Raw genomic sequence first — 12,008 nt, forward strand, 5'->3', positions numbered from 1 at the left:
GCGCGCCCCTGTGGCAGAACGTCGCAGATTACGCCGGCCAGCCAGGGTTGCTAGACTGTGGGCCCTCCTCGTTTCTACGTTTCAAAGCCTGGCTTTCAAAGCCTGATGTGTAGATCCAGAGCAATGCAGGCGTTTCACAGGATGCACAGTTAATGAGTACGTTATTCACCCGCCGCAAAGTGCTGACCGGCATGGGCCTGTTGGGCCTGGGCAGCCTGCTGGGCGGCTGTGACTACAGCCCCAAGCTGAATTTCAAATACGGCAAGGACCTCAGTGACAAGATCATGGGCCGCACCTTCAAGCTCAAGAACACCGACGGCGAAACCGTCACCTTGAGTTCGTACCGAGGCCTGATGCCGGTGGTGTTCTTCGGTTTCACCCAGTGCCCGGCGGTCTGCCCGACCACCCTGGCCCGCGCCGCCCAGGCCAAGAAGCTGATGGGCCGCGACGGTGAGATCATGCAGGTGGTGTTCATCACCCTGGACCCCGAGCGCGACACCCCTGAAATCCTCGACAAGTACGTCAAGGCCTTCGACCCCAGCTTCGAAGCGCTCTACGGCACCCCGGAAGAAATCGCCGTGGCCGCCAAGGAATTCGGGATCTTCTATGAAAAGATCCCTGCCGGCGACACCTATACCCTGTCCCACACCGCCACCAGTTTCGTGTTCGACACCCGTGGCAACCTGCGCCTTGGCTTGCAGGCATCCCTTACCGCTCAAGAGTGTGCAGAAGACCTGCTCACCGTCATGGAGGTCTGCTAATGACTGCCGTTCAACACCTCAAACGCTTGACCCTGGGCCTTACCCTGCTGGGCCTGGCCGCCCACGCCAGCGCCCAGGTGCTGGTCACCGACGCCTGGGTGCGCGCCTCCGTGCCGGGCCAGCCGTCCAGCGGCGCGTTCATGACCGTCACCGCCGACAGCGACAGCCAATTGCTCAGCGTGGCCTCGCCGGTGGCCAAGGACGTGCAGATCCATGAAATGAGCATGAAGGACGACGTGATGCGCATGGGCCCGGTGGGCTCGGTGGCCCTGCCCGCAGGCAAAGCCGTCAAGCTCGACCCGAACGGCTACCACGTGATGCTGATGGGCCTGACCGGCCAGATCAAGGAAGGCGACCAGGTGCCGCTGACCCTTACGGTGCAGGATGCCAAGGGTGAAAAGCAGACGGTTGAAGTAAAGGCTGCCGCCCGTGGCCTGGATGGCATGGACCACAGCAAGATGGACCATAGCAAGATGCATTGATTGGGCTGTGGGAGCGAACTTGATCCAGTGGTGGCCTCAAAGCCGACCAGTTCGAAACGTCAAACTCGGTCAAAATGTGGGAGGGGGCTTGCCCCCGATGGCAGCCTTACAGCCGTCCAGAATGTTGGATCAGACCGAGTACATATCCGTTATTTGGGCAACGGCCACTTAGGGTTCCGCTTTTACAGCGGGTCACTTTCGAAAAGCGCGAAAGTAACCAAAGCGCTCTTGCCCCACCACTCGGCACCTCGCCCAGGCTCGGTGTGCCCGTAATCCGACAGCGTGGTTTAACGGGGCGCCTAGGATCAAAAGCAGATCAAGATCAAGAACGGCTCGCTTCGCATCGTGGTTACTGACGGTCGCTACGTCAGAGTTGTGTAGATACCCATGGCTATCGGGAATAAGCCCCCTCCCACATTTGGATCTCCATAAATCATTTTGAGCAACTGCGCTATGCCAGGGTCATGACACGCAGCCGCTTCACCATCGGAATACACGCCAGCACCAGCCCCGACGGCGAGCGATACACCGCCTGCTCATCGCCCACATAACCACACCCCCGATAGAAACTCACCGCATTCAAGGTTGCATCGAGCACCACCTCTTCAATGGCCCTCTGTCGCGCAACGTCCTCCAGGTGGTCAAGCATCGCCTTGCCATATCCACGTCCGGTGAACCCAGGCCGCACGAACAACGCCCCCACTTCATTGTTATCAAGATCGAGCATGCCGGTGGCGACGGCCTCGCCGTTCACCCAGCCCAGGTAAAACAATTTGTCCATCAGCGTGTCATAGCCATCGGCGGCTTTGCCCCGCGTCCAAAGCGCCATCTGCTCGGCACTGTAGGCGCCAATGCACTGGCCAAGGATGGCGTCGCGGCGGATGTCAAACGCGCAGTTGGCGTCCTGGGGTGTCGCACGGATTATCTCCAGCATTGCGATGTCCTTGTGTGACCTCAATTTGCCATTAGCCCATTTGTGCTAATCGACCCTTCCCAACCGCGGCGCTATATTCCCCGGCACTTCCAACGCTCCTCCGGCACCGCGCATCCATTGCGCGCGGGTTCGTTGTGCGTCGGAAAAACCAAAACAACCCCAAGGAAGAAGCACCATGAAACTCCACTCCCCCGTTACTCGCCTTGCCCTGCTGGGCGCCCTGATCATCGGCGTAGCCGGTTGCAGCAATATCAAGCCCACTGAAGATCGCCTAAAGACACTGTCGGAAACCAATCTGGGTGAGCCCGTGAAGCGTATCTCCAATGTGCGGAGCGATTCCATGACAACCTATTTCATTGCCAACACCGCGTCCGGTGACTATAACTGCGTGATCTCAAGCGGGGTCGGTGGGGCAATAATGGCAGTCGGCAGTTTTGGCCTCGTGAAACCCAACGCCATGTGCCAGCCCAAGGGCGCGCGAGGCAATGCGATGACGCCATTCATGCAGTAATGTTTTCCCGTCTGAGGTCGCGCAACCTGCCGCGCAGTTCCGCAGGACGCACCGGTTTGGAGAGTATTGCGATCTGACGATCGTGCAACGCGGCCTGGATTTTCTCCACGTCATGACCGGTGAGGATCAACGCCGGCACCGCCCAGCCGCGCTGCTGGCGTAGCTGGTCGATGCATTCGATACCGGTGGCGTGGTTGCCCAGGTCATAGTCGGCGACGATGATGTCGCAGTCGCTGACCAGGCCCTGTCCCGTTGACTCGGCCTGCACCTGGCAACCCCAGCGCTCCAGCAGGGCCTGGGTGGCGAGCAGTACGTTGTGGTCATCTTCCACCAGGCACACTTTCAACCCCGTGAGCAGGCCGGCCTGGCGCGCATCGGCGCGCAATGCCGGTTGAACCGGCGCCGTGGCGAGTGCCAGGCCATGCAGGCTTACTGAGGTGCCACGGCCCACCCGCGAACGCAGGCTCACGCGCAGCCCCATCAATTGCCCCAGGCGCTTGACGATGGACAGCCCCAGGCCAACGCCTTCGACGTCCTTGTCACGCAGTTGGCGCACGCGATAGAACTCCTCGAAGACCTGTGATAGATGCTCGCTGGCAATCCCCCGCCCCTGGTCATGCACCTCCACCACCAGGCCGTTATCGCGCATACGCACGCCGATCAGTACTGGCCGTTGTGCAGCGTATTTGAAGCAATTGGAGAGCAGGTTCTGCACCATGGTCGCCAACATACCCGGGTCCACCAGTACCCAGTGGGTGCAAGGCCGCAAGCGCAGCTCCACGCCGGCCCAGCGTGCGGCTTCGGCGTTCTGGCGCATCAGGTCGGCGAGGAAGTCGCCCAGATGGATCACTTGGTATTTGGGCAGCAGCCGACCATTGTCGAGGGTGTAGAGATCAAGAATCGAACGGAACAGTTGCGACACGTTGAGCAGCGAGCGGTCGATGTTATCCACCAGCCGCCGCTCGTCATCCCCCAGCCGGGCTTCGCGCAGGCAGGCGGTGAACAGGCCGATGGAGTGGATAGGCTGGCGCAGGTCATGGCTGGCCTGGGCGAGAAAGCGGGATTTTTCCAGGTTGGCGGCGATGGCTTCCTCGGAAGCCTTGCGCGTGCGCTCCAGCAGGATATGGGCGTACACCGGGATCACCGTGCTGGTGATCATCAGCATCAGCACCATGAACGGCTGCGCCTGCCACAGCGGCGTGAGCTGGTACACCACCAACAGCGCCAGCAACGCCAGCCCCGTGGCAATCGCCAGGTAGCGCGAGCCGTAGCGCATGCCGTTGCCCAGGTTCACCCAGACCATCACCGCATACAGCGGCAACGCCGCTTCACCGCCCACCACCAGGCCGAACGAAGTGCCGGTGTAGTCGTGGAGCATGCCGAAGATGCGCCGCGCCGGGTAATGCCCAGGCCAGCGTGCGATGACCTGGCGCAACACGATGGACGCCAGCAGGAACAGGAAGATATACAGGATCACCGGCAGGTAGGTGTCCAGCGAGTGCCCGGGTAGGAAACCCAGTAGGCTGATATACACAATGGCGATGGTGGCCACCACAATGCGCAGGTTAGCCTGGTCGAGTTCAGAGTTGGTCTCAAGACCCATAGTCATATCCTTGACATATCATCGGTAGAAGCAAGGGGCCCTTCGCCCCGCAGGTAAAGTAGCATGCCTCAGCACACCCTTGCCCCAGGAAGGAGCACACCATGACCGGCCGGATCATCATCGCCGACGACCACCCGATGTTTCGCGAAGGCATGGCGCGTACCGTGCAACGCCTGTTGCCCGATGCCCAGGTGCAGGAGGCCGGCGACCTGGCCACGGTGAACGCATTGCTGCACGAGGCGGGCGAAATCGACACCCTGATCCTCGACCTGCGCTTCCCCGGCCTGACCTGCATCAGCCAGCTGGCCGAACTGCGCCAGCAACTGCGGCGCACTACCCTGGTCGTGGTGTCGATGGTCGACGACGCCGCGCTGATCGAACAGGTCATGGCCCAGGGCGTAGACGGCTTTATCGGCAAGAACATCGCCCCTGACGAGATCGGCCAGGCGCTGCTGGCGATCCGCGACGGCGAAGTGCTGGTCAAGTTCGCGCCTTCGGGCCTGCTGCCGCTGGGCACCCACACCCTCACCACCCGCCAGCAGGAAGTGCTGCGCCTGATTGCCCAGGGCAAGACCAACAAGGAAATTGCCAAGGCGCTGGATATCTCGCCGTTTACCGTGCGTATCCATGTGTCGTCGCTGCTGCGCACGCTGGACGTGCCGTCACGGGCGGCAGCAGCGGTGAAGTATTCCGGGGAGTTGTAGGCCCCCTCCCACATTAGACCGAGGTGCAGCAGTCAGCCCTTCACGGCTCTGCATCCGATATTTATGCTCACTTCCCAGCTTAATAATATTTTATTAATCACCGCCCGCCCCCTAACTTGACGTCATGCCCAAGCTGAATCCAACTGCATTACGCAAGGACAGACACATGACTCAAGCAATAACAAAAATAGACACGCTGGTGGTGGGAGCGGGTCAAGCTGGCGTAGCCATGAGCGAGCACCTGAGCAAGCAAGGCGTGCCGCACCTGGTGCTGGAACGCAGCCGCATCGCCGAGCGCTGGCGCACCGGGCGCTGGGATTCGTTGGTCGCCAACGGCCCGGCCTGGCATGACCGTTTTCCTGGCCTGGAATTCATTGATGTGCCCGCCGATGGCTTCGCGCCCAAAGAGCGGGTGGCGGATTATTTTGAAGCCTATGCACGCAAGTTCAATGCACCGATCCGCACCGGTGTGGACGTCACCTCAGTGGTGCGCAACGTCGGCCGTCCCGGTTTTACTGTGCACACCAGCGAAGGCGTGATCGAAGCCAACCGCGTGGTGGCTGCCACCGGGCCGTTCCAGAAGCCGGTGATTCCGGCCATCGCGCCGCCAGACAGCGCGCTGCACCAGATCCATTCCGCCGACTATCGCAACCCCGGGCAACTACCAGCGGGCGCGGTATTGGTGGTGGGCGCCGGTTCTTCCGGGGTGCAGATCGCCGATGAATTGCAGCGCGCCGGGCGCCAGGTGTACCTGTCGGTCGGTGCCCATGACCGCCCGCCCCGCGCCTATCGCAACCGTGACTTCTGCTGGTGGCTGGGGGTGCTGGGTGAATGGGACCAGGTGGCGATGAAGCCCGGCCGCGAGCACGTGACCATCGCCGTCAGCGGCGCCCACGGCGGCAAGACCATCGACTTCCGTGAACTGGCCCAGCAAGGCATGACTCTGGTCGGCCTGACCCAAGCCTTTGACGGCAACGTAGCCACCTTCCAGCCCAACCTGGTGGAAAACCTGGCACGCGGCGACGAAAACTACCTGGCCCTGCTGGACGCGGCTGACGCCTATATCGAGCGCAACGGCCTCGACCTGCCCCTGGAGCCCGAAGCGCGTCGCGTGTTCCCCGATGCCGAATGTATCAGCAACCCGATCCTGCAACTGGACCTGGCCCAGGCGGGCATTACCTCGATCATCTGGGCCACCGGGTTTGCCACGGATTACAGCTGGTTGAAAGTCGACGCTTTCGACGCCGCCGGCAAGCCCCGGCACCAGCGCGGGGTGTCCAGTGAAGCGGGCATCTATTTCCTCGGTTTGCCGTGGCAATCGCGGCGTGGTTCGTCATTCATCTGGGGGGTGTGGCACGACGCCAAATACGTGGCCGACCACATCGCCATCCAGCGTCAGTACCTTGAGTACCGCGAACCCGCACCGGTCGCCCACCAGACCCCTGTCAGCGCCTGAGCACTTTTTACTGGAGTTTTTTGATGCCTACTCACACTCGCATTCGCATGTTCAACACCAAAGAAACCTACCCCAACCAGAGCCTGGACAACGACCTGTGCCAGGCGGTACGCGCCGGCAACACCGTGTATGTGCGCGGCCAGGTGGGTACCGATTTCGACGGCAACCTGGTGGGCCTTGGCGATGCCCGCGCCCAGGCCGAACAGGCGATGAAAAACGTCAAGCAACTGCTCGAAGAAGCCGGCAGCGACCTCAGCCATATCGTCAAGACCACCACTTACCTGATCGACCCACGCTACCGCGAGCCGGTGTACCAGGAAGTCGGCAAGTGGCTCAAAGGCGTGTTCCCGATTTCCACCGGGCTGGTGGTCTCGGCCCTCGGCCAGCCACAGTGGCTGATGGAAATTGACGTGATCGCGGTTATTCCAGAGTAAGGAGGCTAGCCATGACCTTTTCCATCGTTGGCCGTTGCGCGGAAACCGGCCAGCTGGGCATCGCCATCAGCTCATCGAGCATCGCCGTGGGCGCCCGCTGCCCGTGGCTGCGGCCCGGTGTGGGCGCGGTGTCGACCCAGAACATCACTTTGCCTGCCCTCGGCCCGGACGTGCTCGACCTGCTGGAGCAGGGCCTGGCCCCGGCCGAGGCCCTCGACCAAGCCCTCACGCGCAACGGCTACAGCCAATACCGGCAAGTGACGGCGATTGACCACCTGGGCCGCAGCATGCATTTCAGCGGCAGCCAGACCCTGGGCACCCATCATGCGGTATCGGGCGAGCAATGCGTGGCGGCGGGCAATATGCTTGCCGACCGCGCAGTCATCACGGCGATGGTCACCGCCTTTGAACAGGGCGAAGGGCAACTGGCAGACCGGCTGCTGGCGGCGATGCATGCCGCCATCGTCGCCGGTGGCGAAGCCGGCCCGGTGCACTCCGCCGCGCTGGTAGTGGTGGGCGAACTGACCTGGCCGATCATTAATCTGCGCGTGGACTGGGCCGATGAAGCCCCCCTTGTCGAACTGCAAGCACTCTGGGACGCCTACCGCCCGCAAGTGCAGGACTATATCGACCGCGCCCTCGCCCCCGACCGATCCCCCGGGTACGGCGTGGCCGGAGACGACCGGTGAGCCGCAGCCGCGAATTGCTGCGCACGCTGGTGGGGTTCGATACCACCAGCCGCGAGTCCAACCTGCAGTTGATCGAGTTTGTGCGCGACTACCTCGCAGGGTTTGGTGTAGCCAGTGAACTCGTCTACAACGCGCAACGCAGCAAGGCCAATCTGTTTGCCAGCATCGGCCCGGTAGAACTGCCAGGCATCGTGCTGTCGGGGCACACCGATGTGGTGCCGGTGGATGGGCAGCCCTGGACACTGCCGCCGTTCGAGTTGACCGAGCGTGACGGCAAGCTGTTCGGACGCGGCACTGCCGACATGAAGGGGTATATCGCCTGTGTGCTGGCGTTGGTGCCGGAGCTGGTCAAGGCGCCTCTGCGCCTGCCGGTGCATATCGCCCTGTCCTATGACGAGGAAGTCGGCTGCCTCGGTGTGCGCTCGCTGCTCGCGGTCTTGGAGCAGCGCCCGGTAAAACCCATGCTATGCATTATTGGCGAGCCGACCGAACTCAAACCGGTGCTGGGCCACAAGGGCAAATTGGCTATGCGCTGCGATGTGCAGGGCCACGCATGCCACTCGGCGTATGCGCCTTCGGGGGTGAATGCGATTGAACACGCCGCCGAATTGATCGGCGAGCTGGGCCGTATTGGCCAACGCTTGCGCTCGCGCCAGGACCCGAGGTTCGATCCGCCGTTCAGCACGGTACAGACCGGCATGATCAGCGGCGGCAAGGCGTTGAACATCGTACCCGCCGATTGCCGCTTCGATTTCGAAGTGCGCGCCCTGCCCGCCATGGACCCGGGTGAAGTGGCCGAGGAGCTACAGGCGTATGCGATGCAGCAGGTATTGCCACGCATGCAGGCCGTGAGCAAGCAGAGCTCGATTCGGTTTACCGAGTTATCGGCCTACCCCGGCTTAGTTACCGACGAGCGTAGCCAGGCGGCGGAGTTGATCGCTGCGTTTTCGGGCTCGCGGGAGTTTGGCACCGTGGCGTTTGGCACCGAAGGCGGGCTGTTTGATGCGGTGGGTATCCCGACCGTGGTGTGCGGGCCGGGAAGCATGGACCAGGGGCATAAGCCGGATGAGTTTGTCAGTGTTGAACAGCTCGACGGGTGTGATGCCATGCTGCGGCGGATGCTGGACTCGATTCAGATCTGAAAAACCTGCACATCCAATGTGGGAGGGGCGGTGCGACGATTCGACTTGCCCCCTTCCATACTTTTGCCCAGCGTTCTTTCAGCCGAGTAATCGCGCCAGTTCTTCACGGCAGTAATCCACAAACAACTGCACCGGCTTGGTCAGCGGGGCCCGCCTCAGCCACACCGCCGACAACCCCGACCCCGTCACCGTTTCCGCCAACGGAATACATACCACCTTCTGCCCATCATAGGTGTACTCACTGAACGGCTTGGTCACCAGGATCGAGAACCCGAACCCGCGCCCCACCATGCCACGCACCATCTCGATGGACGGCGAGCTGAACACGATATTCGGCGTCAGCCCGCGCTCTTCAAAGATGCTCACGAAATAGGTACGGCTGGGCAGCACATCGAGCAAGATCATCGGCTCCAGCACCAGGTCGGCCAGGGATACCTTGGCCTGTTGTGCAAAACGGTGATCGGCCGGCAGCAACGCATAAGGCTGTTGCGGCGGCATCAGTGGCGTGGTCTCGATGGTGCCGCCCAGGTCGTGTTCGAACAACATCGCCACATCGATACTGCCTGCCGTCAGCGCTTGCACCAACTCTTGCTGCTCGCCATCGCGAATACGGATCTCAACCCCCGGCCAGCGCGCCTTGAAGCCGGCGATCAAACGCGGCAGGTACAGCGGCGCCACGGTTTCAAAGCAGCCGATATCGATCTGCCCTGCCACTACATCGTTGTCCGCCAGGGCGTTCTGCTCGAACTCATGGGCCACCCGCAACAGCTCCAGGGCCTTGCGATAAAAACGCGCACCACTGGGGGTGAGCGAAACGCCCTGGGCGTGATGGCGGATAAACAGCTGCACGCCAAAACTCTCCTCCAGGTGCTTGATCGCCGTGGACACCGACGGTTGGGCGATATACAGCTTGCGCGACGCCTCGGCGACGCTGCCGCATTCGGCCGTGGTCACAAAATATCTGAGCTGGCGCAGGTTATAGGCAGCCATCGGCACCTCCATAAACGTGGGATTTCGCCCCAAACAAGTGCGAAAAAATCGCGCTTTTTTCATCGATTCGAGCCCATGCAACATACCGGAGCAAAAATCTGCGCGAGATACTTTTTTTAAGGTCTATAGCAACAAACTTACTAATTTACCTCCTCGCGCCCATTGCAGATGATCACTCCAACAACAAAGCGCCGCCCCGTGCAGCGCATAGCGAAGTACGTCAACGTACTCACCTTGCCTTGGAGCTCGTCATGGTTACCACTGCAACATCCAGCGCCCCGCTTATCGAAAAACACACGATTGGATACGTGCCCCCGGAAGATCGCCATGGAAAGGTAAGAGACCTGTTCACCCTGTGGTTCGGCGGCAACATCGCGCCATTGCCGATCGTCACCGGCGCACTGGGTGTGCAACTGTTCCACCTCAATCTGGTGTGGGGCATTGTTGCCATCCTCGTCGGCCACCTGGTTGGCGGTGTATTGATGGCGTTGCACTCGGCCCAGGGCCCGCAGATGGGCATCCCGCAGATGATCCAGAGCCGCGCCCAGTTCGGCTCGCTCGGTGCGCTGCTGGTGGTGGTGATTGCCGGGGTGATGTACATCGGCTTCTTCGCGTCCAACATCGTGCTCGCCGGTAAATCCCTGCACGGCGTGGTCGACGCGGTGCCCGTGCCGGTGGGTATTGTGATCGGCGCCATCGGCTCCGGCATCATCGGCATCATTGGCTATCGCTTTATCCACGTGCTCAACCGTATCGGCACCTGGGTGCTGGGCGCCGGCATTGTGCTGGGCTTCGGCTACATCTTCACCCACGTGCAGACCACCGACTTCCTGACCCGCGGCAGCTTCAACATCTCCGGTTGGCTGGCGACGGTTTCCCTGGCCGCGCTGTGGCAGATTGCCTTTGCGCCGTACGTATCGGACTATTCCCGCTACCTGCCGGCTGACGTACCCGTCGCCGCGACCTTCTGGACCACCTACCTGGGCTCGGCCCTGGGTTCGAGCCTGGCTTTCATCTTCGGCGCCGTCGCCGTGCTCGCCACCCCGGTAGGCATGGACACCATGGACGCGGTCAAACTCGCCACCGGCGCCATCGGTCCACTGATGCTGGTGCTGTTTTTGCTCAGTGTGATCAGCCACAACGCCCTCAACCTGTACGGCGCAGTGCTGTCGATCATCACCCTGGTGCAGACCTTCGCCTACCGCTGGATCCCCACGGCCAAAAGCCGCGCCGTGATCTCCATCATCGTGCTGGCCGCCTGTTCCATTGCGGCGGTATTCGCCTCCAAGGACTTTATCGGCCACTTCGTCGACATGGTGCTGGTGCTGCTGGTGGTGCTGGTGCCGTGGACGGCGATCAACCTGATCGACTTCTATGCGATCCACAAAGGCAAGTACGACATCGCCTCGATCTTTCGCGTCGATGGCGGCATCTACGGCAAGTACAACCCACAGGCGTTGCTGGCGTATGCGGTGGGGATTGCGGTGCAGATTCCGTTTATGAACACGCCGCTGTACGTAGGGCCGATTTCGGAACACATCAACGGCGCGGACCTGTCCTGGGTGGTGGGGTTGGTGGTGACGTCGCCGCTGTACTTCTGGCTGGCCAGTCGCGACAGTGCGTATAAGCGCCGCATGGATGGGGGTAAATTGGTGGGTGGTGTCTGATTTACGGCGGCTGTGCGTGGGAGACCTTCGGGTCTGCCGGGGGTGATTCTTCCTGGTCTGCGAACCCGCGCACAGTCGCCACCCAGTCTGTTTCGCAGCAGCGAGGCTGTGAGGCAACCCGCCTCGGCGGGTTTTCTGGTTTTTGAAGAACTCAAACCTACCGCCTGGATATGTCGAACTCGGTCAAAACTGTGGGAGGGGGCTTGCCCCCGAAGACGTCAGCCCAGCAAACATTGATGTTGGCTGACCCACCGCTATCGGGGCATAGGTATCTACACAACTCTGTAGCGCTCAACGGTAACCACGATGCGAAGCGAGCCGCTCTTGATCTTGATCTCAGGCGCCCCGTTAAACCACGCTGGCCGGAATTCGACAGGGATTTGGGGGGTAAACCGGCAGGGATGCCGGTTTAGCCGCCCCGCGCCATGGATGGCGCGTGGCGGCGCCCCCCCAAATCACTGGCGGATTACGGGCACACCGAGCCTGGGCGAGGTGCCGAGTGGTGGGGCCCCCGGTGTCAGGATAGTTGTCGCCTCTCCTGGTTTACCCCCAAAAGCATACCGAGGGCGGAAAGAGACAGCTTGTGAAGTACTATTCACCCGAACGTAAAGCCGCATTGCTCAAGATGCTGCTTC

Annotated in this window: 12 protein-coding genes; 9 read left to right on the plus strand and 3 right to left on the minus strand. The window is 61.6% G+C overall.

Annotated features, from left to right (window positions below; translation table 11 throughout):
• Nucleotides 1-152: 152 nt before the first annotated feature.
• Nucleotides 153-761, plus strand: coding sequence for an SCO family protein (locus tag TU73_RS27465; RefSeq protein WP_043050409.1), 609 nt, complete (start codon nt 153-155; stop codon nt 759-761).
• Complete coding sequence (locus tag TU73_RS27470) at nt 761-1,243, plus strand: copper chaperone PCu(A)C (protein ID WP_057014792.1); 483 nt, start codon at nt 761-763, stop codon at nt 1,241-1,243. The genes TU73_RS27465 and TU73_RS27470 overlap by 1 nt, the downstream gene beginning before the upstream one ends.
• 451 nt (nt 1,244-1,694) lie before the next feature.
• Here the strand turns inward: TU73_RS27470 and TU73_RS27475 are convergent, their stop codons facing one another.
• Complete coding sequence (locus tag TU73_RS27475; protein WP_057014793.1) at nt 1,695-2,177, minus strand: GNAT family N-acetyltransferase; 483 nt, start codon at nt 2,175-2,177, stop codon at nt 1,695-1,697.
• A gap of 175 nt (nt 2,178-2,352) precedes the next feature.
• Here TU73_RS27475 and TU73_RS27480 point away from each other — a divergent pair, with 175 nt between their 5' ends.
• Nucleotides 2,353-2,688 carry a hypothetical protein gene (locus TU73_RS27480; protein WP_057014794.1) on the plus strand — a complete coding sequence of 112 codons (336 nt, stop codon included), beginning with the start codon at nt 2,353-2,355 and terminating at the stop codon, nt 2,686-2,688.
• On the opposite strand, the gene TU73_RS27485 is transcribed toward TU73_RS27480, so the two are convergent.
• Nucleotides 2,678-4,291 carry an ATP-binding response regulator gene (locus tag TU73_RS27485; RefSeq protein WP_057014795.1) on the minus strand — a complete coding sequence of 538 codons (1,614 nt, stop codon included), beginning with the start codon at nt 4,289-4,291 and terminating at the stop codon, nt 2,678-2,680. The two genes, TU73_RS27480 and TU73_RS27485, sit on opposite strands and share 11 nt — an antisense overlap.
• Nucleotides 4,292-4,392: 101 nt before the next feature.
• Between TU73_RS27485 and TU73_RS27490 the strand changes: the two genes are divergently transcribed.
• The 5 genes from TU73_RS27490 to argE all read left to right on the plus strand — a co-directional run bounded on the left by TU73_RS27490 (nt 4,393) and on the right by argE (nt 8,716).
• Nucleotides 4,393-4,995 carry a LuxR C-terminal-related transcriptional regulator gene (locus tag TU73_RS27490; protein WP_057014796.1) on the plus strand — a complete coding sequence of 201 codons (603 nt, stop codon included), beginning with the start codon at nt 4,393-4,395 and terminating at the stop codon, nt 4,993-4,995.
• Between the two features lie 124 nt (nt 4,996-5,119).
• Nucleotides 5,120-6,451, plus strand: a complete 1,332-nt coding sequence (locus TU73_RS27495; protein ID WP_414860410.1) for a flavin-containing monooxygenase — start codon at nt 5,120-5,122, stop codon at nt 6,449-6,451.
• Between the two features lie 23 nt (nt 6,452-6,474).
• Nucleotides 6,475-6,885: a RidA family protein gene (locus TU73_RS27500; protein ID WP_046068537.1), complete on the plus strand. Its 411-nt coding sequence runs from the start codon at nt 6,475-6,477 to the stop codon at nt 6,883-6,885.
• 11 nt (nt 6,886-6,896) lie between these two features.
• Nucleotides 6,897-7,574 (plus strand): DUF1028 domain-containing protein, encoded by a 678-nt coding sequence (locus TU73_RS27505; protein ID WP_057014798.1) that lies wholly within the window; start codon nt 6,897-6,899, stop codon nt 7,572-7,574.
• Complete coding sequence (gene argE / locus TU73_RS27510) at nt 7,571-8,716, plus strand: acetylornithine deacetylase (protein ID WP_057014799.1); 1,146 nt, start codon at nt 7,571-7,573, stop codon at nt 8,714-8,716. Before TU73_RS27505 ends, argE begins: the two co-directional genes overlap by 4 nt.
• Nucleotides 8,717-8,794: 78 nt before the next feature.
• On the opposite strand, the gene TU73_RS27515 is transcribed toward argE, so the two are convergent.
• Entirely contained in the window at nt 8,795-9,706 is a 912-nt protein-coding gene (locus TU73_RS27515) for a LysR substrate-binding domain-containing protein (RefSeq protein WP_046068540.1), read from the minus strand.
• Between the two features lie 251 nt (nt 9,707-9,957).
• On the opposite strand from TU73_RS27515, the gene TU73_RS27520 reads away from it, so the two are divergent.
• Nucleotides 9,958-11,373, plus strand: coding sequence for a purine-cytosine permease family protein (locus tag TU73_RS27520; protein WP_046068541.1), 1,416 nt, complete (start codon nt 9,958-9,960; stop codon nt 11,371-11,373).
• Nucleotides 11,374-12,008: the final 635 nt, after the last annotated feature.

This window comes from Pseudomonas libanensis (genome assembly GCF_001439685.1).
In the GTDB taxonomy this organism is placed as follows: Bacteria; Pseudomonadota; Gammaproteobacteria; order Pseudomonadales; family Pseudomonadaceae; genus Aquipseudomonas; species Aquipseudomonas libanensis.

Bases quoted from the DNA above. Each gene is read 5' to 3' on its own strand.
- TU73_RS27465 (WP_043050409.1), top strand. From the start codon at position 153: ATGAGTACGTTATTCACCCGCCGCAAAGTGCTGACCGGCATGGGCCTG.
- TU73_RS27470 (WP_057014792.1), top strand. From the start codon at position 761: ATGACTGCCGTTCAACACCTCAAACGCTTGACCCTGGGCCTTACCCTG.
- TU73_RS27475 (WP_057014793.1), bottom strand. From the start codon at position 2,177: ATGCTGGAGATAATCCGTGCGACACCCCAGGACGCCAACTGCGCGTTT.
- TU73_RS27480 (WP_057014794.1), top strand. From the start codon at position 2,353: ATGAAACTCCACTCCCCCGTTACTCGCCTTGCCCTGCTGGGCGCCCTG.
- TU73_RS27485 (WP_057014795.1), bottom strand. From the start codon at position 4,291: ATGGGTCTTGAGACCAACTCTGAACTCGACCAGGCTAACCTGCGCATT.
- TU73_RS27490 (WP_057014796.1), top strand. From the start codon at position 4,393: ATGACCGGCCGGATCATCATCGCCGACGACCACCCGATGTTTCGCGAA.
- TU73_RS27495 (WP_414860410.1), top strand. From the start codon at position 5,120: ATGCCCAAGCTGAATCCAACTGCATTACGCAAGGACAGACACATGACT.
- TU73_RS27500 (WP_046068537.1), top strand. From the start codon at position 6,475: ATGCCTACTCACACTCGCATTCGCATGTTCAACACCAAAGAAACCTAC.
- TU73_RS27505 (WP_057014798.1), top strand. From the start codon at position 6,897: ATGACCTTTTCCATCGTTGGCCGTTGCGCGGAAACCGGCCAGCTGGGC.
- TU73_RS27515 (WP_046068540.1), bottom strand. From the start codon at position 9,706: ATGGCTGCCTATAACCTGCGCCAGCTCAGATATTTTGTGACCACGGCC.
- TU73_RS27520 (WP_046068541.1), top strand. From the start codon at position 9,958: ATGGTTACCACTGCAACATCCAGCGCCCCGCTTATCGAAAAACACACG.